Origin of the sequence: Knoellia remsis (genome assembly GCF_003002895.1) — a bacterium.
GTDB lineage: Bacteria > Actinomycetota > Actinomycetes > Actinomycetales > Dermatophilaceae > Knoellia > Knoellia remsis.
In genome coordinates this window covers 84,371-105,623 of sequence record NZ_PVTI01000003.1, presented here as the reverse complement: position 1 = coordinate 105,623, position 21,253 = coordinate 84,371, and the positions used below count along the sequence as shown (strand labels likewise).

The 21,253-nt window shown below is 71.5% G+C and carries 17 protein-coding genes; 15 read left to right on the top strand and 2 right to left on the bottom strand.

Going from position 1 to position 21,253, the window contains the following annotated elements; all coding sequences use genetic code 11:
- The first annotated feature begins 88 nt into the window (after window positions 1-88).
- From BCF74_RS02940 to BCF74_RS02930, 3 genes are all read left to right on the top strand, one after another.
- Window positions 89-2,569 carry a GcvT family protein gene (locus BCF74_RS02940; protein ID WP_218279187.1) on the top strand — a complete coding sequence of 827 codons (2,481 nt, stop codon included), beginning with the start codon at window positions 89-91 and terminating at the stop codon, window positions 2,567-2,569.
- 84 nt (window positions 2,570-2,653) lie between these two features.
- Window positions 2,654-3,958 carry an AI-2E family transporter gene (locus BCF74_RS02935; protein WP_106296462.1) on the top strand — a complete coding sequence of 435 codons (1,305 nt, stop codon included), beginning with the start codon at window positions 2,654-2,656 and terminating at the stop codon, window positions 3,956-3,958.
- Window positions 3,959-4,150: 192 nt separating this feature from the next.
- On the top strand, window positions 4,151-5,203 hold the full coding sequence (locus tag BCF74_RS02930; protein ID WP_146132862.1) for a hypothetical protein: 1,053 nt from the start codon (window positions 4,151-4,153) through the stop codon (window positions 5,201-5,203).
- A gap of 208 nt (window positions 5,204-5,411) precedes the next feature.
- Here the strand turns inward: BCF74_RS02930 and ccrA are convergent, their stop codons facing one another.
- The gene (gene ccrA, locus BCF74_RS02925; RefSeq protein ID WP_106296460.1) at window positions 5,412-6,752 is read right to left on the bottom strand and encodes a crotonyl-CoA carboxylase/reductase; all 1,341 of its coding nucleotides are present in this window, start codon (window positions 6,750-6,752) and stop codon (window positions 5,412-5,414) included.
- Window positions 6,753-6,876: 124 nt separating this feature from the next.
- The gene (gene mce / locus BCF74_RS02920; protein WP_106296459.1) at window positions 6,877-7,350 is read right to left on the bottom strand and encodes a methylmalonyl-CoA epimerase; all 474 of its coding nucleotides are present in this window, start codon (window positions 7,348-7,350) and stop codon (window positions 6,877-6,879) included.
- A 125-nt stretch (window positions 7,351-7,475) separates the two neighbouring features.
- On the opposite strand from mce, the gene BCF74_RS02915 reads away from it, so the two are divergent.
- From BCF74_RS02915 to BCF74_RS02860, 12 genes are all read left to right on the top strand, one after another.
- Entirely contained in the window at window positions 7,476-8,681 is a 1,206-nt protein-coding gene (locus BCF74_RS02915) for an acetyl-CoA C-acetyltransferase (protein ID WP_106296458.1), read from the top strand.
- A 117-nt stretch (window positions 8,682-8,798) separates the two neighbouring features.
- Complete coding sequence (gene meaB, locus BCF74_RS02910) at window positions 8,799-9,710, top strand: methylmalonyl Co-A mutase-associated GTPase MeaB (protein ID WP_245889180.1); 912 nt, start codon at window positions 8,799-8,801, stop codon at window positions 9,708-9,710.
- 10 nt (window positions 9,711-9,720) lie between these two features.
- Entirely contained in the window at window positions 9,721-11,409 is a 1,689-nt protein-coding gene (locus BCF74_RS02905; RefSeq protein WP_218279186.1) for an NAD(P)/FAD-dependent oxidoreductase, read from the top strand.
- Window positions 11,410-11,559: 150 nt separating this feature from the next.
- A complete protein-coding gene (locus BCF74_RS02900; protein WP_106296455.1) occupies window positions 11,560-11,862 on the top strand; it encodes a thiamine-binding protein in 303 nt (100 codons plus the stop codon).
- Between the two features lie 171 nt (window positions 11,863-12,033).
- The gene (locus BCF74_RS02895; RefSeq protein ID WP_106296454.1) at window positions 12,034-15,201 is read left to right on the top strand and encodes an FtsX-like permease family protein; all 3,168 of its coding nucleotides are present in this window, start codon (window positions 12,034-12,036) and stop codon (window positions 15,199-15,201) included.
- A gap of 29 nt (window positions 15,202-15,230) precedes the next feature.
- Window positions 15,231-16,085, top strand: a complete 855-nt coding sequence (locus BCF74_RS02890; protein ID WP_245889179.1) for an ABC transporter ATP-binding protein — start codon at window positions 15,231-15,233, stop codon at window positions 16,083-16,085.
- A complete protein-coding gene (locus BCF74_RS02885) occupies window positions 16,072-16,758 on the top strand; it encodes an ATP-binding cassette domain-containing protein (RefSeq protein ID WP_106296452.1) in 687 nt (228 codons plus the stop codon). Before BCF74_RS02890 ends, BCF74_RS02885 begins: the two co-directional genes overlap by 14 nt.
- A gap of 44 nt (window positions 16,759-16,802) precedes the next feature.
- On the top strand, window positions 16,803-17,324 hold the full coding sequence (locus BCF74_RS02880; protein WP_106296451.1) for a MarR family winged helix-turn-helix transcriptional regulator: 522 nt from the start codon (window positions 16,803-16,805) through the stop codon (window positions 17,322-17,324).
- Window positions 17,325-17,478: 154 nt separating this feature from the next.
- Complete coding sequence (locus tag BCF74_RS02875; protein ID WP_106296450.1) at window positions 17,479-18,111, top strand: hypothetical protein; 633 nt, start codon at window positions 17,479-17,481, stop codon at window positions 18,109-18,111.
- Window positions 18,108-19,103 carry a hypothetical protein gene (locus BCF74_RS02870; protein ID WP_106296449.1) on the top strand — a complete coding sequence of 332 codons (996 nt, stop codon included), beginning with the start codon at window positions 18,108-18,110 and terminating at the stop codon, window positions 19,101-19,103. The genes BCF74_RS02875 and BCF74_RS02870 overlap by 4 nt, the downstream gene beginning before the upstream one ends.
- Window positions 19,104-19,144: 41 nt before the next feature.
- A complete protein-coding gene (locus BCF74_RS02865; protein WP_106296448.1) occupies window positions 19,145-20,194 on the top strand; it encodes a tetratricopeptide repeat protein in 1,050 nt (349 codons plus the stop codon).
- A gap of 1 nt (window position 20,195) precedes the next feature.
- The gene (locus BCF74_RS02860) at window positions 20,196-21,248 is read left to right on the top strand and encodes an alpha/beta hydrolase (RefSeq protein WP_106296447.1); all 1,053 of its coding nucleotides are present in this window, start codon (window positions 20,196-20,198) and stop codon (window positions 21,246-21,248) included.
- The last annotated feature ends 5 nt before the right edge of the window (window positions 21,249-21,253 follow it).

Genomic DNA, 21,253 nt, shown 5'->3' with positions numbered 1-21,253 from the left:
GTCCGGAGGGAAACTTTCCGTCCGGACCCTCGTGATTTGCTCCCCAGGAGCAAAACACCTCCCCGGCCGGCGCCGGTAGCCTCGCGGCGTGAGTGCAACGTCGCCGCCCTCCGTGGCGCTGCCCGACCGAGCCCGGGTCGTGATCGTCGGAGGTGGCGTCATCGGGACCTCGCTCGCCTACCACCTCGCCCACGAGAGTGTGCAGGACATCGTGCTGGTCGAGCGGGACCGGCTCACGAGTGGCACGACGTGGCACGCCGCCGGACTGATGACGTGCTTCGGCACGACGAGCGAGACACTGACCGGCATCAGGCTGTACTCGCGCGAGCTCTTCAGGCGGCTCGAAGCCGAGACCGGGCTCTCGACCGGCTTCCGCCCGGTCGGTCTCGTCGAGGCGGTGGGTGATGACGACCGGCTCGAGGAGTACCGCCGGGTCGCGGCCTACCAGAGACGGCTCGGGCTCGACGTCGAGGAGATCGGCGTCCGGGAGATGGCCGAGCTCTTCCCACTGGCGTCGATGGACGGGCTCGTCGCCGGGTTCCACGTCCCCGGCGACGGTCGGGTCAACCCGGTGGACCTGACCATGTCGCTCGCCCGCGGTGCGCGCATGCTCGGGGTGCGGATCATCGAGGGGATCAGCGTCGGCGACGTCGTCACGCGCCGCGACGGCGCCCTGCCGCGGGTGACCGGTGTGCGCACGACCGCCGGCGACGTCGAGTGCGAGGTGGTCGTCAACTGCACGGGCATGTGGGCCCGCCAGCTCGGGGAGCGGCACGGCGTCGTCATCCCGAACCAGGCGGCCGAGCACTACTACCTCATCACCGACCGCCTCGACGGGATCGACCCGGACGGACCGGTCTTCGAGGACCCGGGGCGCTACGGCTACTACCGCGAGGAGGGCGGCGGGCTCCTGGTGGGCCTGTTCGAGCCGGAGGCCGCCGCATGGCGACCGGAGGGGATCCCCGACAACTTCTCCTTCGGCACGCTCCCGCCCGACTGGGAGCGGGTCGGCCCGGCGCTCGAGACGGCGATGTCACGGGTACCGGTGACGTTCGACGTCGGGGTGCGAACGTTCTTCTGCGGACCGGAGTCGTTCACGCCCGACCGGCTGCCGGCCGTGGGGGAGGCGCCGGAGCTGCGCGGCTACTTCGTCGCGGCCGGGCTGAACTCGGTCGGGGTGCTGTCGAGTGGCGGTCTGGGTCGGGTTCTGGCGCACTGGATCGCCACCGGACGTCCGGACGTCGACATCTCGGCCATCGATGTGGCCCGCTTCCAGCCACACCAGCTGCGCCCCGACTACCGCCGCGATCGCGTCACCGAGGTGCTCGGAACGACGTATGCCGCGCACACACCGGGTGCCGAGCTGCGTTCCGGCCGTGGGATGTTCGTCTCGCCAGTGCTCGACGAGATGGTGGCTGCGGGGGCATGGCTGCGGGATGTCTCGGGCTGGGAGAGCGCGGACTGGTATGCCGGTGACGGCGAGGTCGCGGAGCTCATGCCGTCGTGGGGTCGCCAGCCGTGGTTCGCGCACTGGGAGGCCGAGCACCGGGCGGTCCGTGAGGCGGTGGGGCTCACGGACATGTCCTTCATGGGCGGCCTCGCGGTCACGGGCCCCGACGCCGGTGCGGTGCTGTCGCGTCTCAGTGCCGGTTCGGTCGACGGGGAGGAGGGTCGGATCACCTACACACAGTGGCTCGGCCCGGACGGTGGCATCGAGGCGGACCTCACGGTCACCAAGCGCTCGAACGAGGACTTCCTCGTCGTCGTGTCGGACACCGCGCGTGGCCACGCGCTGGCGTGGCTGCGACGGGGGCTCGGTGACGCCGATGTCCGGGTCGAGGACGTCACCCAGCGGCTGGGCCAGCTCAACGTCCAGGGGCCGCGGTCACGTGACCTGCTCGCCTTGCTCGCTGACGCGGACCTCTCCGACGAGGCCTTCCCCTTCCGGGCGGCCCGAACCATCACCGTCGCCGGCGTCGAGGTGCTGTGTGTCCGCATCACCTATGTCGGGGAGCTCGGCTACGAGCTGCACGTCCCCGGCGAGAGGGCCGCGGAGGTGTGGCGCGCACTCAGGGCGCGCGGGACGGCATACGGACTGCGCCCGGTGGGGCTGCGCGCTCTCGGCTCGCTCAGGCTCGAGAAGGCCTACCGCGACTGGGGCCACGACATCGACAACACCGACACCGTGGGAAGCGCAGGGCTCGGGTTCGCCGTGGACCTCGGACACGAGTTCATCGGGCGTGATGCCGTTGTCGCAGAACAGGTTTCGCCCCGCAGCGACCGACTGGTGCAGGTGCTGCTCACCGATCCCGAGCCGTTGATGTTCGGCGCGGAGGTGATGCTGCGCGACGGCGTCGCGGTCGGTGACGTGCGGTCGGCGTCCTACGGCTGGACGCTCGGCGGAGCGGTGGGCCTCGCGTCGGTCGACACCGGTCTGCCCGGCGAGCCGGTGACGCAGGAGTGGCTGGACGCGGGGACCTGGGAGGTCGACGTGGCCGGCGTGCGGGTGCCGGCGACGGTGTCGCTGAGGCCGCTCCATGACCCGACGAGCAGTCGGGTCCGCGGCTGAGTCCGACGCGGTGAACACCTGCTGTGGGGGAGGCCCACACGGCCCTGACCTGCGGGTTAGGGTGAGCGCCGGAGGAGGAGAGACGTGGATCTGAGCTGGGGCAAGAACTCGGTGCGACGGCTGCGCGCCTACCGTCGTCGGCAGCGGGCGCAGCTGCGCGAGAGCAACCGCATCCATCGCGAGGACGAGCACCTCGAGCACAGCCTGCTGCAGGACGTGCTCGGTGACGAGGAGCAGGCCGACGCCGGTGGCACCAGCGGTCCGGGTGACCCCGCGACCGCCGGCACCGCACCGGCGGATGTCGCGGCGGACGCGCGCGGCGCGACGCAGTTCGGCGAGATGGGTCGGCCGATGAACCGGCGCTCACCGTTCTACCTCGGCTTCGTGGGCGCGCTCGGCGCCCTCATCGCGATCGGCCTGTGGCACTCCCTCGGCCGGCTCGCGACGACGATCACGATCCTCATCGTGGCGCTCTTCCTCACGCTCGCGCTCAACCCGATGGTCGAGTGGCTCGGTCGTCGCGGCATGAAGCGTGCCCTGGCCGTGGGTCTGGTCTTCCTCGGCGTCCTCGTCGTGTTCTTCTTCCTCGGCATGCTCGTCGTCCCGCCGGTCCTCACCCAGGGCCAGGACCTCATCGCGCAGGCCCCGAACTACCTCGACCGGGTCCTCAACACCCGATGGGTGCAGGAGCTCGACAAGAACTACGACATCGTCGACAAGGCGCAGGCGGAGATGAACAAGCGCCTCACCGACGAGACGTTCATCAGCTCGGTCCTCGGTGGCGTCCTCGGCGCCGGGCGGGCGGTGCTCAACGGCGTCTTCCAGACGTTCACGATCCTCATCCTCACGCTGTACTTCCTCTCCTCGCTGCCGAAGATGAAGCGCGCGGCGTACTCCATGGTCCCGGCGAGCCGGCGCAACCGGGTCGTCCAGCTGAGCGAGGAGATCATGCGCCGGACCGGCTCCTACGCCACCGGCCAGGTCGCGATCGCGACGGTCAACGCGATCCTCAGCTACGTCATGATGACCGTCCTCGGGATCCCGTATGCCGCGGTGCTGGCGGTCGTCGTCGGCTTCCTCGGCCTCATTCCCATGGTCGGTGCGACCCTCGGTGCGGCGGTCGTGTGCCTCGTCGCGTTCTTCACCGAGCCGAAGCTGGCGCTGTTCGCGGGCATCTACTACCTCGTGTACCAGCAGTTCGAGAACTACGTCATCGCGCCGCGCATCATGCAGCGCACGGTGTCGGTGCCAGGAGCGGTCACGGTCGTGGCGGCGCTCGCTGGTGGCACCCTGCTCGGGGTGCTCGGCGCGCTGCTGGCGATCCCCGTCGCGGCCGCGGCCCTGCTGCTGGTCGACGAGGTCATCATCCCCCGTCAACGCCACCAGTAGCCGCCCCAGATCCCCCACTGATTGCTGATTCCGTTCGGCTGCTGGGCCACTGATTGCCGATTCCGTTCGGGTTTCGGGGGTAGCGCCGACTCAGTCTGAGTTGTCCACAGGGACGCGGCCGCATCAGCGTTGTCCACAGGCGGGCGGCCTCGCCGATGACAAACCCACTCTCTGCCGCGGATGCTCGCCGACATGGACGATTTCGAGCAGCTGCCTCAACCGTTCTCGATCGGCGAGGCCCGCACCGGGGGCTTCTCCGCCGCTCGAGTGCATCGGGCGCTCGCTCGCGAGGGTCTCACCCAACTCGGCAGAGGCCTGTATGCCGTCCGCTCGCGCTGGGCGTCCCTCGCGCCGTGGGAGGCGCACCTTGAGCTCAGTCGCGCTGCCGCGCGACTGACACCCGACGCGCTGGTGAGCCACGCGAGCGCAGCGCTGTGGCTGGGTCTGCCGCACCCGGCATACCCTCCCGAACGGGTGACGATGACCTTGCGCGGTGACGGCCGGACGACCTACACCAATGACTGGCGTGACTTCCGACGTGGCCGAACGCCGTTGGAACACATCGAGATCCATGGCAAGCATGCGCTGCTCAACGCCACTCGCACCGTCGCCGACTGCGCTCGAACCCTGCACGGACGCGACGCGATGGCGATCGCCGACGGGGCTCTCCGGAGTGGTCAGGTGACACTCGACGGGTTGCTCGAAATGCGCAGGCACCAGCGGCGCTGGCCCGAGATCACGAAGCTGGATCCCGTGCTCCTCGTGGCTGACGCGCGGCGTGAGAGCTGGCTCGAGTCAGCCTCCGCGTGGGCGATGTGGCGGTGGGACGTGCCCATGCCCGTGCCGCAGGTCGAGGTGTGGACGCCGGACGGCCGGTTCGTGGCGCGGGTCGACAACCTCTGGGAGGGCGCCGGCGTCGTGGGCGAGGCGGACGGGTTGGGCAAGTACCTCCTCGACGGGACCTCGGAGGATGCCGTGTCGTCGGTTCTGACGGCGGAGGCCGAGCGGCAGGGAGAGCTGGAGGGGCTGGGGCTCACGGTGGTTCGGTGGGCAAGCTTCGACGTTGCGCCCGGGGATGAGCTGCACCTGCGACTGGTGCCGCATCTGCGGGCGTCGCGTCCCGCGCCCCACGCGGTTTTCACCTGTTCGTGTTGTCATGCACCCTTGCGGGACTGCGAGGTCGATGCGGGACTTCGGGCGTGGCGGAGACGGGTGGCGAAGGAGCTGGAGCGCACTTTCTGGTGACCGTGGGCGAACGGAATCGGCAATCAGTGGGAGCGGGGGCGAACGGAATCGGCAATCAGTGGGACCGGGGGCGAACGGAATCGGCAATCAGTGGTGAGCGGATGACGAAGGCCGACCGGCCGGCATACGTGCTCGGGCGGTCGGCCTTCGTGCGGGAGGTGACTCGCGCGCAGCAGGTGAGCGGCGCGCGGGAGGCGAGTCGCTCGGGTCAGGCGTTGCGGAAGCGGTTGATGGCGTCCTCGAATTGTGCGCGCTTCTCGGGGTCGGAGACGCCGAGCCCCTCCTCGGGGGCGAGGGTGAGCACGCCGACCTTGCCCTGGTGGGCGTTCTTGTGGACGTCGAGTGCGGCCTGCCCGACCTCGTCGATGCGGTAGGTCTTCGACAGCGTCGGGTGGACGATGCCGCGGTCGATGAGGTCGTTGGCCTCCCACGCCTCCCGGTAGTTCGCGAAGTGCGAGCTGATGATCCGCTTGAGGTTCATCCAGAGGTAGCGGTTGTCGTACTCGTGCATGTACCCAGACGTCGACGCGCACGTCGTGATCGTGCCGCCCTTGCGGGTGACGTAGACGCTCGCGCCGAACGTCTCGCGGCCCGGGTGCTCGAAGACCATGTCGACGTCGTGCCCGCCGGTGAGCTCACGGATCTTCTTGCCGAGGCGCTGCCACTCCTTGGGGTTCTGCTGCGTGCCCTCCTCGTTCCAGAACTGGTAGCCCTCGGCGTTGCGGTCGATGATGAGCTCGGCGCCCATCGAGCGGCAGATCTCGGCCTTGTCGGGGGAGGACACGACACAGATCGGGGTCGCGCCCGCGGCGAGCGCCATCTGCGTCGCGTAGGAGCCGAGGCCGCCGGAGGCGCCCCAGATGAGGACGCGGTCGCCGAGCTTGAGCGCGCCACCGTTCTTGGAGATGAGCTGCCGGTATGCCGTGCTGTTCACCAGACCGGGGGAGGCCGCCTCCTCCCAGGACAGGTGGGTGGGCTTGGGCATGAGCTGGTTCGCCTTGACGATGGCGAGCTCGGCAAGGCCCCCGAAGTTCGTCTCGAAGCCCCAGATGCGCTGCTGCGGGTCGAGCATGGTGTCGTTGTGGCCGTCGGCGTCCTCGAGCTCGACGGAGAGGCAGTGCGCGACGACCTCCTGGCCGGGCTTCCACTTGCCGACGCCGGGGCCGGTGCGCAGGACGACGCCGGCGAGGTCGGAGCCGACGACGTGGTACGGCAGGTCGTGGCGCTTGGCGTACTCGCTCGTACGGCCGTAGCGCTCGAGGAAGCCGAATGTCGACACCGGCTCGAAGATCGAGGTCCACACGGTGTTGTAGTTGATGGCGCTGGCCATGACCGCGACGAGGGCCTCACCCGGTGCGAGCTCGGGGACGGGGACGTCGTCGATGTGGAGGGACTTGCGCGGGTCCTTCTCCTTGGTGGGCACGCCCTCGAACATGTCCACCTCGTCCTTGTGCACCGTGGCGGCCCGGTAGGTCTCCGGGATGGCGAGGTTCGCGTAGGTCTCCTCGGTGCGGTCGCCGCTGAGGATGGCGTCGCGGATCTGGTCCATGCTGGTCGTGCTCCTTGGTGGGTGGGGCCAGGTCGGGGCCGGGGTGAACGGAATCGGCAATCAGTCGGGGCCGGGGTGAACGGAATCGGCAATCAGTGGGGGTGGGGGTGATCGGAATCGGCAATCAGTGGGGGGTGGGGGCGGGCTCGACGAGCTCGACGAGGATGCCGCCGGCGTCCTTGGGGTGGATGAAGTTCACCCGCGAGCTCGACGTGCCGCGCTTCGGCTCGCCGTAGAGCAGCCGGACGCCCCGCTCGCGCAGGACCTCGCTCACGGCCTCGATGTCGGTGACGCGGTAGGCAACCTGCTGCACACCGGGGCCGGAGCGGTCGAGGAACTTCGCGATCGTCGACTCGGGGGAGAGCGGTGCGAGCAGCTGGACGTGCGAGCCGGAGTCGCCGACGGCCATCATCGCCTCGCGCACGCCCTGTTCCTCGTTGACCTCCTCGTGGGCGAGGGTCATGCCGTAGGTGTCGCGGTAGAACGCGATCGCCTCGTCGAGGTCGGGCACGGCGACGCCGACGTGGTCGATCGCCGTGAAGAGGGACGTGTCCACGCCGGGGGTCGCGGCGGCGGAGGCAGAGGGGGTCGCGCTCATGGGAAGCGAGCCTAGGGAGGTGAGCGGACGGCATACAGGCCCTGACGGTGTGGCAATGGACACCTAGGGGAGATCGGTCACAGCAGGGGTGGGGCGCGACGCGGGGCCGGACTAGCATCGGCCGCATGACCGAGAACGCAGACCCCACCGTCATCGTCGCCGGAGCCCGCACCCCGATGGGGCGCATGAGCGGCAGCCTCAAGGGCTTCACCGGGTCCGACCTCGGCGGCTTCGCCATCAAGGGTGCCCTCGAGAAGGCCGGCGTCGCGCCCGAGGACGTCGACTACGTCATCATGGGCCAGGTGCTCAGCGCCGGCGAGGGCCAGATCCCCGCGCGGCAGGCCGCCGTCAAGGCCGGCATCCCGATGGACGTGCCCGCGCTCACGATCAACAAGGTGTGCCTCTCCGGCATCGACGCCATCGCCCTCGCCGACCAGCTCATCCGCGCCGGTGAGTTCGAGGTCGTCGTCGCCGGTGGCCAGGAGTCGATGACCAACGCCCCGCACCTGCTGCCGGGGAGCCGCGACGGGTTCAAGTACGGCGACGTGACGCTGCAGGACTCGATGGCCTACGACGGCCTCTACGACATCCTCACGAACCAGGCGATGGGCGCCCTCACCGAGGCGAACAACGCCGGAGACAAGGCGTTCACCCGCGAGGAGCAGGACGCCTTCGCCGCCCGCAGCCACCAGAACGCCGCGAAGGCGTGGAAGGACGGTTACTTCGACGACGAGGTCGTCGCCGTCTCCATCCCGCAGCGCAAGGGCGACCCGGTCGAGTTCAAGGAGGACGAGGGCATCCGCGCCGACACGACCGCCGAGTCGCTGTCGAAGCTGCGTCCCGCCTTCTCCAAGGAGGGCACGATCACGGCCGGCTCCGCGTCGCAGATCTCCGACGGTGCCGCCGCGGTCGTCGTCATGAAGAAGTCGAAGGCGCAGGAGCTCGGTCTCTCCTGGCTCGCCGAGATCGGTGCGCACGGCGTCGTCGCCGGCCCCGACTCGAGCCTGCAGTCCCAGCCCGCCAACGCGATCAAGAAGGCCTGTGAGCGCCAGGGCATCGACGTGAAGGACCTCGACGTCATCGAGATCAACGAGGCGTTCGCCGCGGTCGGGCTCGCCTCGACCAAGGAGCTGGGCGTCGACGCGGAGCGGGTCAACCCCAACGGCGGGGCCATCGCCATGGGACACCCGCTCGGCATGTCTGGCGCGCGCATCACCCTCGCCCTCGCCAACGAGCTCAAGCGTCGCGGCGGCGGCACCGGTGCGGCTGCGCTCTGCGGTGGTGGCGGCCAGGGTGACGCGCTCATCATCACCGTCCCCGCCGGCAAGTAACCCGTCACCGGCACGCCCGCCGCACCCGGCGAAACCACCAGCGCCATCGCGACGACACCGCGCACCGTCGACGTCCCATCCCTCGTCGCCCAGACGAGGGAGGGGCGTTCGCGTGCGGTGGGCCGGCTCATCTCCCTCGTCGAGGACGGCCACCCGGCCCTGCCCGAGGTCATGGCGGCCCTTGCCCCGCACCAGGGCGGAGCGCATGTCGTCGGCCTGACCGGGGCACCCGGGGTCGGCAAGTCGACGACGACTTCCGCGCTCATCACGGCGCTGCGCTCGCAGGGAAAGCGCGTTGCGGTCCTCGCCGTCGACCCGTCGTCGCCGTTCACCGGGGGAGCGCTCCTCGGCGACCGGATCCGGATGGAGAGCCACGCCACCGACCCCGGCGTCTTCCTGCGCTCGGTCGCCTCGCGCGGCCACCTCGGCGGGCTGTCGGCGGCGACCCCGCAGGCGCTGCGCGTCCTCGACGCGGCGGGGTTCGACGTCGTCCTCGTCGAGACGGTCGGTGTCGGCCAGTCCGAGGTCGAGGTGGCCTCGCGGGCCGACACCACGGTCGTCGTCGTCGCCCCCGGGCTTGGTGACGGCATCCAGGCAGCGAAGGCCGGCATCCTCGAGATCGGCGACATCTTCGCGGTCAACAAGGCCGACCGGGACGGCGCGGACGACACGGTGCGCGACCTGAGGCACATGATCCAGCTGGGCAACCGGGAGCAGTCCGTCGACTGGCGGACCCCGGTGGTGCGGCTCGTCGCAACCTCCGCGGACGGCATACCCGATCTCGTGGAATCCCTTGCGGCGCACCGGAACTGGCTCGCGTCGTCCGGCGAGCTCGCCGCGCGGCGGCAGCGTCGCGCTGCGGCCGAGGTCGAGGCGCTCGCGCTCGCCGAGCTGCGTCGCGGGTTCGGTGCCGAGTGCGGACTCGTCCCGACCGACCTCGCCGCCGCGGTCGCCTCCGGCGACTCCGACCCGTATGCCGCCGCGCACCGTGTCGTGCAGCGGCTCACGCAGGAGCCGCGACGCCAGTAGCGTGGCTGCTGTGAACCCTCCCGTGACCAGGCCGACACCCGTCATCCTCGTCCTCGGTGGCGAGTACCGCCAGGCGATGGTCGACGTTCTCTCGCAACGGTATTCAGCCGACTACGAGATTGTGGCACCGACGACGATGGAGGAGGCTCTCGAGGTCCTCATCGACCTCAAGAGCGGGCGGCGCCCCGTCGCGCTCGCGGCCTGTGAGTTCTTCGAGGGCGGGGAGAAGGCAACCCACCTGCTGGCGAAGTTCCAGAAGTTCATGCCGAGCGCGCGGCGCCTCGTCTACATCCCGGCGGAGCGGTTCCGGGGGTCGGTCGCGGTGATGCGGGAGAGCCTCGCCGAGGGTCGCCTCGACCTCTACCTCATGCTGCCGCAGGGTCCGCGCGACGAGGAGTTCCACACCGCGATCTCCGAGACGCTCTCGGACTGGGCACAGTCGGTGAATCTCTCCGAGATCGATGGGACCCGGATCATCGCCGACGGGCCCTCGCCGGACCTGTCCCGGATCCGCGACTTCCTCGACCGCATGGGCATGCCCAACACCGTGCACACGCCGGACAGCCCCGCAGGACAGGAGATCCTCGCGATGGCCGGGCCCGACGCCGAGCTGCCGGTGCTCGAGGCGCCCGGGGGTGAGCTCGTCGTGTCGCGCCCGTCGAACGCCGACCTCGGCGCCGCGCTCTACGGTCGCCCGACGGACATCGGCGAGGACGTCGTGTGCGACCTCGTGGTCGTCGGCGCGGGACCCGCGGGACTCGGCGCCGCGGTCTACGCCGCGTCCGAAGGGCTCGACACCCTCGTCATCGACCAGGGACCGATCGGCGGTCAGGCCGGGACGAGTTCGATGATCCGCAACTACCTCGGCTTCCCGCGGGGGATCTCCGGGATGCGGCTTGCCCAGCGGGCCCGGTCGCAGGCGGTGCGTTTCGGGGCGCGGTTCCTCGCGGGGCAGCAGGTCACCGGGCTCCGGCTCGGTGACGGTCCGGGCGGCTCCCACCTTGTCGAGCTCGGTGACGCAAGAGTGCGGGGTCGGGCGGTGCTGATCTCGACCGGCGTCGACTACCGGCGGCTCGGCGTCGACACCCTCGAGGACCTCGTCGGACGCGGCGTGAACTACGGTGCGGCCGCGAGCACGTCGCGCGAGGTCAAGCACAAGGACGTCTACGTCGTCGGCGGCGGCAACAGCGCCGGGCAGGCGGCGGTGCACCTGTCCCGGTTCGCCAGGTCCGTCACGATCCTCGTCCGGCGCGACGGGCTCGGCGCGACGATGTCGAGCTACCTCATCCGCGAGATCGAGGGCAACCCGCGCATCAGCGTCCGGCCGCGCACGATCGTCACCGACGGTGGCGGCGAGGGACGGCTCGAGTGGCTCACCCTGCGCGACCTCGACTCCGACAGCGAGGAGCGGGTGGAGGCGGCGGGCCTCTACCTCCTGCTCGGGGCGGCGCCGACGTGCGACTGGCTGCCGCGCGAGATCGCCCGTGACGACAAGGGATTCGTGCTCTCCGGGGCCGACACGCCGTGGCAGTCGTGGCAGGGCGGCCGGCCACCGGCGCCCTACGCCACGACGGTGCCGGGCGTCTTCGTCGCGGGGGACATCCGGTGCGGCTCGATGAAGCGGGTCGCGTCGGCGAGCGGTGAGGGTGCCGGCGTCGTGCCGCTCGTCCACGCCTTCCTCGCGCCCGACGCTCCCTGAACCGGCTCGAGCGCACCGCAGGCGGCATCCGACGGTAGCCAGCGAGCTGCCAGCACGGCCCATGCCGTTGCTGGGGCCTTTGCCGCCTCGCCTGCCCGGCGGGAGGTGGGCGCAGCAGCGGCAGGCGGACGAACGGCATACGGTGAAGGCATGCTCGTCGCCTTCTCCGTCGCCCCGTCCACCAGCGACGACGAGGGCGGGGTCGCCCCCGCCGTCGCCGACGCGATCCGGCTCGTGCGCGAGTCCGGCCTGCCGCACCGCACCGACGCGATGTTCACGACGATCGAGGGGGAGTGGGACGAGTGCATGTCGCTCGTCAAGGCCTGCGTCGACGCCGTCGCGAAGCACGGCCCCCGCGTCTCGCTCGTCCTCAAGGCCGACATCCGCGCCGGTCGCACCGGTGAGCTCGACGCCAAGCTGACCCGTCTCGAGGACGCCCTGAACGAGGGCTGAACCGCCTCGCCGCGCGCGTGAAAGGTTTCCGGCGCCGTATGCCGGTGCGCACCTTTGTTGCGAATCGGTCACGGTGTCGACGGGCTTGGCCGTCACGCCCCGGAGCGTGGCTAGCGTGAACGGGCGGTCGCCTCCCGGCGACCGCTGACGTGTCTGGACGAGGAGGCCGCGATGTGGCAGGCCATCCGCTACCGCGGTGGGCAGTCCCTCGTACTCGTGCTCATCTCGGCCCTCGTCACGACGTGCGCCGTCTTCGCACCGCTCTTCTCACGAGCGATCGACCAGGCCCTGCTGCGCGCGACCATCGGCCGGCTCGAGCCCGCCGACCTCAAGCTCGGCGTCCTCGCGTCGCGTGCCCGTGCGCAGGGCGACGCTTCGCTCGAGGCCTCGACCGTCGAGGAGTCGATGCCGCCAGAGCTCATGCAGTGGTACGAGCCCGGCATCGCGATGACGACCGACCAGAGCAACGTCGTCCCCACGGCGGGCAAGAAGCCCTCTCCGGTGCGCCTCGTCGCGCGTGACGAGGTCTGCGAGCACCTGACCCTCGACAGTGGGACGTGCCCCAGCGCTCCCGACGACCTGCTCGTCTCGGCCGCCGACGCCAAACTGTGGGGGTGGAAGGTCGGCACGCCACTCACCGTGCCCGGTGCCAAGGATGCCCAGAACGACTTCGTCGTGTCCGGCACGTACACCGTCAAGGAGGACCCGGGCTACTGGCTGCGGACCGAGCTCCAGGGCAAGTCCGGCGTCATCGTGCAGTACGGCGACCTCGTCCCCGGCATCGACGACTTCGTGGTCACTCCCGAGGCGCTCAAGAAGGGCCGCGACAACGTCCAGATCACGGTCGACTACCCCCTCAGGACGGACACGATCACGCTCGACTCGCTCGCGGCAGCGGGTCGGGCCGTCGCCGCCATCGAGCCGATCAGCGGCGCGGGCGTCACGAGCCCCCTCCCGCAGATCGCGGAGACCGTCGACAACGGCAAGGCGCTCGTGCGCCAGCTCGTCCCGCTGCTCATCGCCCAGCTCGTGGCCGTGGCCCTCGCCGTGCTCGTCCTCGTCGCGTCGGCGGCCGTCGCGCAGCGCCGCCCCGAAATCGCCGTCGCGCGCCTGCGGGGCCGAAGTCGCGAGGGCAGCCGCCGCCTGGTCATGGCCGAGCTGGGGGCGACGGTCCTGCTCGGGCTTCCCCTCGGGGTCCTCCTCGCGGTGGCACTGAGCGAGATCGTGCGCCGGTTCGTCCTCCCGCCGGGGGTGCCGTTCGAGCTGGGCTGGCAGGTGCCTGCCGCTGCGGCCGCCGCCGGGCTCGCCTCGCTCGCGGTCGTGTATGCCGCCGCGCGGCCGGTCCTGCGGGAACCGATCGCCTCGCTGCTCCGCCGCGTCCCGCCGGCGACGGCCTCTCGCGGGCTGCGCGTGGTCGACGTCATCCTCATCGTGCTCGCCGCGGTGGGCATCGTCGGTCTCCTCACGAACCAGGTCACCGGCCCCATGGCCGTCCTCACACCGACACTGCTGGCCCTCGCTGCGGGCGCATTGCTCGGCACCCTCGCCGTCGTGGGGGCCGCACGACTCGGCCGCCGAGGCCTCGCTCGCGGACGGCTCGGCCCGGCCCTCGCCTCCCTCGCGATCGCACGCCGTCCCGCGACCCGGCAGATCCTGCTCGTCGTGACCGCAGTCTCGGCACTCGTCGTCTTCGCGACGAACGCGGTCGCCGTCGCCGATCGCAACCGGCAGAACCGGGCCGAGCTCACCGCCGGTGCCTTCGCCGCACTGCGGACGGGCTCGAAGGACCCGACCGCCGTCGCCCGGCTCGTCGACGGCCTCCCGGCCGGCCAGCGTGAGCACGCCATGCCGGTGGGCATCGTCACCCAGCGCGACGCCCAGTCGACTCCCACGCTCGCGGCCCGGCCCGACCAGCTGCGTCGGATCGCCTATGCGCCCCCGGCCCAGGAGAGCCTGCGGCTCGGCCCGCTCGCGTTGCCGGACCAGGAGCCGGTCATGCTCTCCGGCACGAGGATCACGGCCAAGCTCGTCTACGACACCACCCCTCGCGGGTACGCGTTCAGCCCCCAGCCCCCGGGGCAGGGGCCTGCGAAGGCCGAGGTCGACCCCAAGCCCCTCCGACTCGGCATGACGGTGACGACGCCGGACGGGCAGGTGCTCAGCCGCGACCTGACCGACGTGCCGCACACCGGCAAGGGCACGATCGCCGTCGACGCCCCGGTGCTCTGCGACCAGGGCTGCCGACTCCAGGGCCTGTGGTTGCAGGTGAAGCAGCCCCAGAGCCCGTGGGGTCTCGAGGCGGTGAGCGGCACTCTCGACCTGTCAGGGATCGCGGTCGACGGCACGAGCCTGGGGATTGACGGCGTGGACGGCTGGCTCAAGCCGGTGCCGCCCGAGGAGAGCCCGACCAGTGGCGTCGTGTCGAACTCGATCGACCCCGCCACCGGTCTGCCGTACTCGAACGAGAACCCCGTCGTGAGCGATCGGCTCGCCATCGCGGCCGCGCCGGGTGGTGGCCTGCGGCTCGACTTCGAGAACACCGGCCGGCGGCTCGGCACGGACCGCGCCGACACCCCCGCGGTCGTGCCCTCGGTCCTCGCCGGGCCGGTGCCGGTCGGCGGGAAGCCGGACCGCTTCGCCATCCAGAACCTCGCCGGGCTCACCACTCCGGCACGGGCGACCCAACGCGTCCCGGCGCTGCCCTTCGTGGGCGAGCGCGGGGCCCTGGTCAACCTCGACCTCATGCTGAGGGTCGGCGGCACGCTGCCGGCGAGCGGCGCGATGGAGATGTGGGTCGACGAGGACTTCCCCGGCGGCGTCGCCGGAGCCGAGCGCGCCCTGCGCGCCGGGGGCTTCGAGATCCTGCAGACCCGGACCTACGCCGACGAGAAGCGACTCCTCGACGAGTCCGCCACGGGCTGGGGGCTGTTGCTCGGTGTCTTCGCGGCGCTGCTCGCCCTCGTCCTCGCCGCGGTCATGCTCGTCGTCGTTGCCATGACGACCGGCCGGGTCGTGACCCGCGACATCGCGGCGCTGCGCGTCGCGGGTGTCTCGGGCGCGGACCTCCGACGCGCGGCGCTCCGAGAGGCGCTCCTGCCCGTCCTCGCGGCGGCCCTCGTCGGCGGCCTGTGCGGGATTGCCGGCTCGTGGCTCGCCATGCCGCTCATCCCGCTCTTCGACACCCCGGCCGCCGTGCCCGCGCTCGACCTCGTGCCCGCGTGGGTGGTCATGGCGCTCGCCTGGCTCGTCGTCATCGCGGTCCTCGGCGTCGTCGCCGCGGTCCTCGGCCTCAGGGCGGCCCGGCGTGGTGACTCCGACCGGCTGAGGGAGGCATGGTGAGCGGACCAGCGATGGGCGGACTACCCGTCATGACCGCCGGACTCGTGCACATCTACCGGGCCGAGGGGCACGACGTCGCGGCACTCTCCGGCGTCGACCTCTCCGTGCAGGCGGGCGAGATGCTCGCCCTCCTCGGGCCGAGCGGCGCGGGCAAGTCGACGCTGCTCACCCTCTTCGGCGGCCTACTCCGTCCCAGCGCCGGCAGGATCCGCGTCGGCGACCACGAGCTGGCGAAGATGTCCGAGCCCGACCTGGACGCACTGCGCGGCCGCGACGTCGGCATCGTCCTGCAGGGTGCCTCGCGAAACCTCATCCCGCACAAGACGATTCGCGACAACGTGCTGTTCGCCCAGGGTTCCCAGCGCCGCCGAGGTGGCGACGCGGCCTCCGTCGACGAGGTGCTCGACCTCGTCCGCCTGCGCGACCGGGCCGACGCCCCACTCACCTCGCTCACCCCCGGTGAGCTCCAGCGCGGTGCCCTCGCCGTGGCCGTGTCGACCCGACCCGGGCTGCTCCTCGGGGACGAGCCGACCAGCCAGCTCGACCACGACGCCCGCGACCAGGTGCTCGCCACGCTCGCCGACATCAACGAGGCGTGGGGGACGACGATCATCGTCGTCACTCACGACCCCGACGTCGCCTCCCGTATGCCGCGCACCGTCACCATTCGTGACGGCCGTGTCGGTGCGGAGGGTCGCGCCGGCCAGGAGTTCGCCGTCGTCTCAGCGGACGGCTCGGTGCCGCTCCCGCCGCACGTCCTCACGACCCTCGCGCCGGGCACGCTCGTCCGCCTCGTCGAGGCGGAGTCGGGCTGGACGCTCGTCCGTGACGAACCCGGCGACACCCCACTAGCCGAGGGAGAGGGACCCGATGGGCAGGCATGAGCGGCCCCGCGGTCTGCGCGCCACGACACCCGGCGAGGCGACCCGCGTCGACGCCCGCGAACTGCTCGTTCGCTACGGAGACGTCGTCGCCCTCGACGGGGTGAGCCTTGACGTCGCACCCGGCGAGTTCGTCGCCGTCACCGGACACTCCGGTGCGGGGAAGACGACGTTGGTCAACGCCATCGCCGGGATCGTCCCGCTCGCCGCCGGTCAGGTCGACCTCGGCGACGGTTCCTCCGCACCGCAACCACGGGCGGTGGGGGTCATCCCGCAGGGCAACGGTCTCGGGAGCGTGCTCACGGCATACGAGAACGTCCTCGCGCCGCTGCGCGCGCGGGGGCACGCGCCTGCGGAAGCCCACGAGATGGCGACCGCCGCCCTCGCGTCGGTGGGGCTGGGGGAGTCCGGCAGCCACCTCGTCGAGGAGCTCAGCGGCGGTCAGCAGCAGCGCGCCGCGGTCGCGCGTGGCCTCGCGCTCGCGACCGCCGTCCTGCTCGCCGACGAGCCGACGAGCGAGCTCGACCACGACAACCGCGAGCGCATCCTCGACCTCCTGCGCGCCCGCGCCGACGCCGGTGCCGCGGTGGTCATGACGACCCACGACCCGGAGGCCGCCGCCCGCGCCGACCGGGTCATCGAGCTCGACGACGGCGTTGTCGTCGGGTCGACGTGACGGACCCACCGCAGCGTCGCCGACCCGGCGGCTAGCGTTCTCCCGTGCCCAAGGACCTCCAGCTGCCGTTCGACCCGATCGCCCGGGCCGGAGAGCTGTGGCGCGCCCGCTGGGGCGACGACAGTGCCGCCGGCCCGATGATGACCGCGACGTCGATCATGCGCGTGCAGCAGCTGCTCCTCAGCGAGTTCGACGCCATCGCCGGCCGGCACGGCCTGACCTTCGCGCGCTACGAGGCGCTCGTCCTGCTCGCGTTCAGCCGCGAGGGCCGCCTCTCCATGGGGCGCATCGGCGAACGGCTCATGGTCCACCCCACGAGTGCGACGAACATCGTCCAGCGGCTCGCGGCCCAAGGGTTCGTCGAGCGCGTCGCCAACCCTGCCGACCGACGGGGCGCGTTCGCCGTGATCACCGACGCCGGACGAGCGGCGATGGAGGCGACGACGGCCGACCTCGAGCAGGCGCGGTTCGGGCTCGGCAGCCTCGACGAGCCGGGACAGGACATGCTGTTCGCCCTGCTCAGGGACGTTCGGGTCGCGGCCGGCGACTTCGACGACGAGGTCTAGGGACGGCATACGTCACAGCAGGTCCACAGCAGCGGATTTGGCCTCGAGGCCGTCCGTTTGTCATGGTGGACGTCAGTCCGTGACCGAAATGAGACATTTCACCGTGATCTCGTCTTCGTTCGGCGCGCTCCCTGCCTGACAAAGGAACCCCTGCATGCCCACGCTCGCCAAGCGGGTCGTCGGTGGCGTCCTGGCCGTCCTCGGCCTCGTGCTCACCGTGATCGGTCTCTGGTACGCCACCCACCTCGGTGGCTCCGGAACCGCGACCTTCACCGCCAACCCCACCGCGACGAACCCGGTGCTCGTGCCGCAGACCGTCCTCAACCGGACCGACGACCTCGTCACGGTGCGTGCCACGCCCGTGCCCGGCGGCACGGTCTGGATGGCCGCCGCGTCGCCCTCGGACGCCGAGGCGGTCGTCGGCAAGACGGCGCACACCACGGTCACGGGCGTCGACACGCGGCCCTGGGAGCTGCGGACCGAGACCGGCGGCTCCGGCGCGACCCCGCCACTCTCAGGCACCGACGTCTGGCGCAACACCGTCACGGGCGAGGCCGGACGCGCGGCGACGATGACCATCGAGCAGTCCAACGCCCCCGAGACCGTCATCGTCCAGGCGGCGAAGGGCGGCATCCAGACGATCGAGCTGACCTGGGAGCGCAAGTCCTGGTTCCTCCAGGCCGTCATCCTCGCCCTCGTCGGCCTCTTCCTCCTCCTCAGCGGCGCCAGCCTCCTCTGGAGCGCCCGGCCGCGACGCACGACCACGACCCCGGAGCACTCCGCATGACCCGCCGCACGCTGACCACGACCATCGCCGCCGCCGCTCTCGTCGCCGGCCTCACCGGGTGCGGCGTCGGCAGCGCCGTCGTCGGCCTCCACGACGCCCCCGCCGAGCGCAAGGACGTCGCCCCCCTCAACGTCGACGGCGCCGAGACGGTGGCCGCGCGCGTGCTCGCATCCGCCTCGGCGGCGCGGTCCGCCACTGGTGCCGGCGCGGCGAAGGCCCAGTCCGCCGTGCTCGCGGGCTCGGCCCTGAGCCAGGCCCAGGCCGCCACCAAGGTCGGGTCCGCGCCCAAGGCCGCTCCGCTCAGCAAGGGTGCCGACCCGCAGGTCATCGCCATCTCGCAGGGCCAGCAGTTCCCGCGTGCGATCCTCGCCGCCACGCTGGACGAGGCGAGCAAGACGCAGACCCTGCACGTGCTGCTGTCCGGCAAGGCGACCGAGCCGTTCAAGGTGTACGCGTCCGTGGACATGCTGGCCGGCACGAGCGTCCCGGCGCTCGGAGACCTGGCCGCAGGCGCCCCGCTCGCGAAGCCGACCGACAAGGCGGGCGGCACCCTCGCTCCGCAGGCCGCGCTCGCGGCATACGCGGCGGCGATCAACTACCCCAAGCCGACCGCGAACAAGGCCGTCGCGACGAAGGACGCCTATGCCACGCGGCTGCGGACCACCGCGGAGGCCCAGGCGAAGGCGCTGAACGGCCTGGCGACGCTGACCCAGGTGCACACCCTCGACCCGAAGTCCGTCATCGCCTTCCGTCTCGCCGACGGTGGGACCGTCACCTTCGGGCAGCTCGCCCGCAAGGACACGATCACCGCCACGGCGAAGGCCAAGGAGCTCAAGATCCCGGCGAAATACAGCAAGCTCGTGGGCAAGACGACGGCGACCAAGAACATCGTCATCAACAACCTCGAGAGCATCGTCATGGTCGTCCCGCCCAAGGGTGCAGCGCGCACCGTGGCCGCCGACGAGCAGGTCGTCTCCGGGTCGGCCAGCTGAGGCGATCGTCGGCCCGTCGACGGGTTTGACAGACTGTGCCCATGAGCACGACCCCGACTCCGCCCTCCGGCGCGCGCGGCGCCGTCGACCTCTCCGCCCTCGCCTCGGGTGCCCCCGCTCCCGGCGCCGGTGGTGCGCCCGGATCGAGCGGTATGCCGTCCGCGGGCTCGGGTGCGCTCGGCGCCTCGGCGGCCGGTGCCTCGGGCGCCGGCGGTGCGGGCGCCGGCCTGCCGAGCGGGATCCTCGTCGAGGTGACCGACGCGACCTTCTCCGAGGTCATGAACCGGACCCTGCAGGTGCCGGCCGTGCTCGTCCTGTGGTCCTCGGCGCACCAGGCGACGGTCGGGTTCGCCGAGCGGGTCGCCCGCGTCGCCGCCGGGTTCGAGGGGCGGCTCTTCGTCGCCTCGGTCGACGTGCAGGCCTCCCCGTCGATCCTCCAGGCGTTCCAGCAGGTCGTCGTCCAGGCCTTCGGGCAGCTCACCGTGCCGGTGACGTTCGGACTCCTCCAGGGCCAGCCGGTCCCGCTCTTCCCCGGGCTGCCCGGCGACGAGGAGATCCGCACCGTCCTCGACCAGCTCGTCCAGGCCGCGATCCAGAACGGCATCACCGGCCGGGTCGACCTCGGCCCCGGCGGCGGGGGCGCTGACGGCGACGGCGCCGATGACGAGATGCCGCCGCTGCCGCCGCTGCACCAGGAGGCCTACGACGCGATCGAGGCGGGCAACCTCGACGGCGCGATCGCCGCATACGAGAAGGCGCTCGCGGCCGACCCGAAGGACCACGACGCGGAGCTCGGGCTCGCGCAGGTGCGGCTCATGCAGCGCACCGACGGCATTGACGCACAGGCGGTTCGGGCTGCGGCAGCTGCCTCGCCCGAGGACGTCGACGCGCAGATCGCCGTCGCTGACCTCGACGTCCTCGGCGGTCACGTCGCCGACGCGTTCACCCGTCTCATCGACACGGTCAAGGCGACGACGGGGGACGAGCGCGACAAGGCCCGCACCCACCTGCTCGAGCTCTTCAACGTCGTCGGCAACCACGACGAGCGCGTGCGCCAGGGCCGCACGGCGCTAATGAACGCCCTCTTCTGAGGTGGCGCCCAAGCTCCTCGACGACCACATCCGCTTCCGGTTCGCCGGGGCGGACGACGTCGTCTCCGTGGCGCTCGACTGCGACTCGGCCATCGCCGGATCGCGGCACTTCATGCGCGCGGGTGACGGTTGGGAGCTCGCCCTGCCCCGGCCCCCGCTCGACCGGTTCGAGTACCGCTTCACCGTGACCCGCGACGGGTTGGACGGCTCGACGACCGAGACGGTGCTCGACCCCGACAACCCGGTCACCGTCGAGACCGCGTTCGGCTCACGCTCGGTCATGGAGCTTCCCGGGTATGCCGCGCCGTCGTGGCTGTCGGCGACGGGCGTTCCCGGTGTGGTCACCGACCTGGCGCTCGAGGGGGAGACCGCCGACGACGTGCCGGTGACGCTGTGGTCGCCCGAGGGGACGGACGGGGCCGCGCTGCCGCTGCTCTTCGTCCACGACGGTCCGGAGTACGCCACGCTGGCCTCCCTCACGCAGTACTCGGCGGCGATGATCGCGGCCGGTTCGCTGCCTCCGCACCGGCTCGCGCTGGCGCACCCGGTGCTGCGTGACGCGTGGTACTCGGGGTCGCCGCAGTATCTGAGAACCATTGCGGGACAAGGCATCTCGCGCATCGCCGAGGTGGCACCGGTCGACGGTCCCGTCGTCGTCATGGGTGCGAGCCTCGGCGGTCTCACGGCGCTGCTCGTCGGGCTGCTCGACGTCGACGAGATCGGTGGGGTGTTCTCGCAGTCGGGGTCGTTCTTCCAGACGCGCCTCGACGGGCAGGAGAGCGACTTCCCGTGGTTCGGACGGATCTCCCGCCGTGTGCAGGAGGTGCTCGACACCCGCGAGACCGCGCGACCGCTGCGCATCGGCATGACCTGTGGAGCCCTGGAGGAGAACGCCGCGAACAACCGCGACATGGCCGCCGCGCTCCAGCGGGCCGGTCACACGGTGACCTACACGGAGGTCGCGGATCTGCACAACTACACCGCGTGGCGCGATGCGCTCGACCCGCATCTCACCGAAGTCTTGCGAGACGTGTGGGGGAACAGGCAAGGATAGGGCGC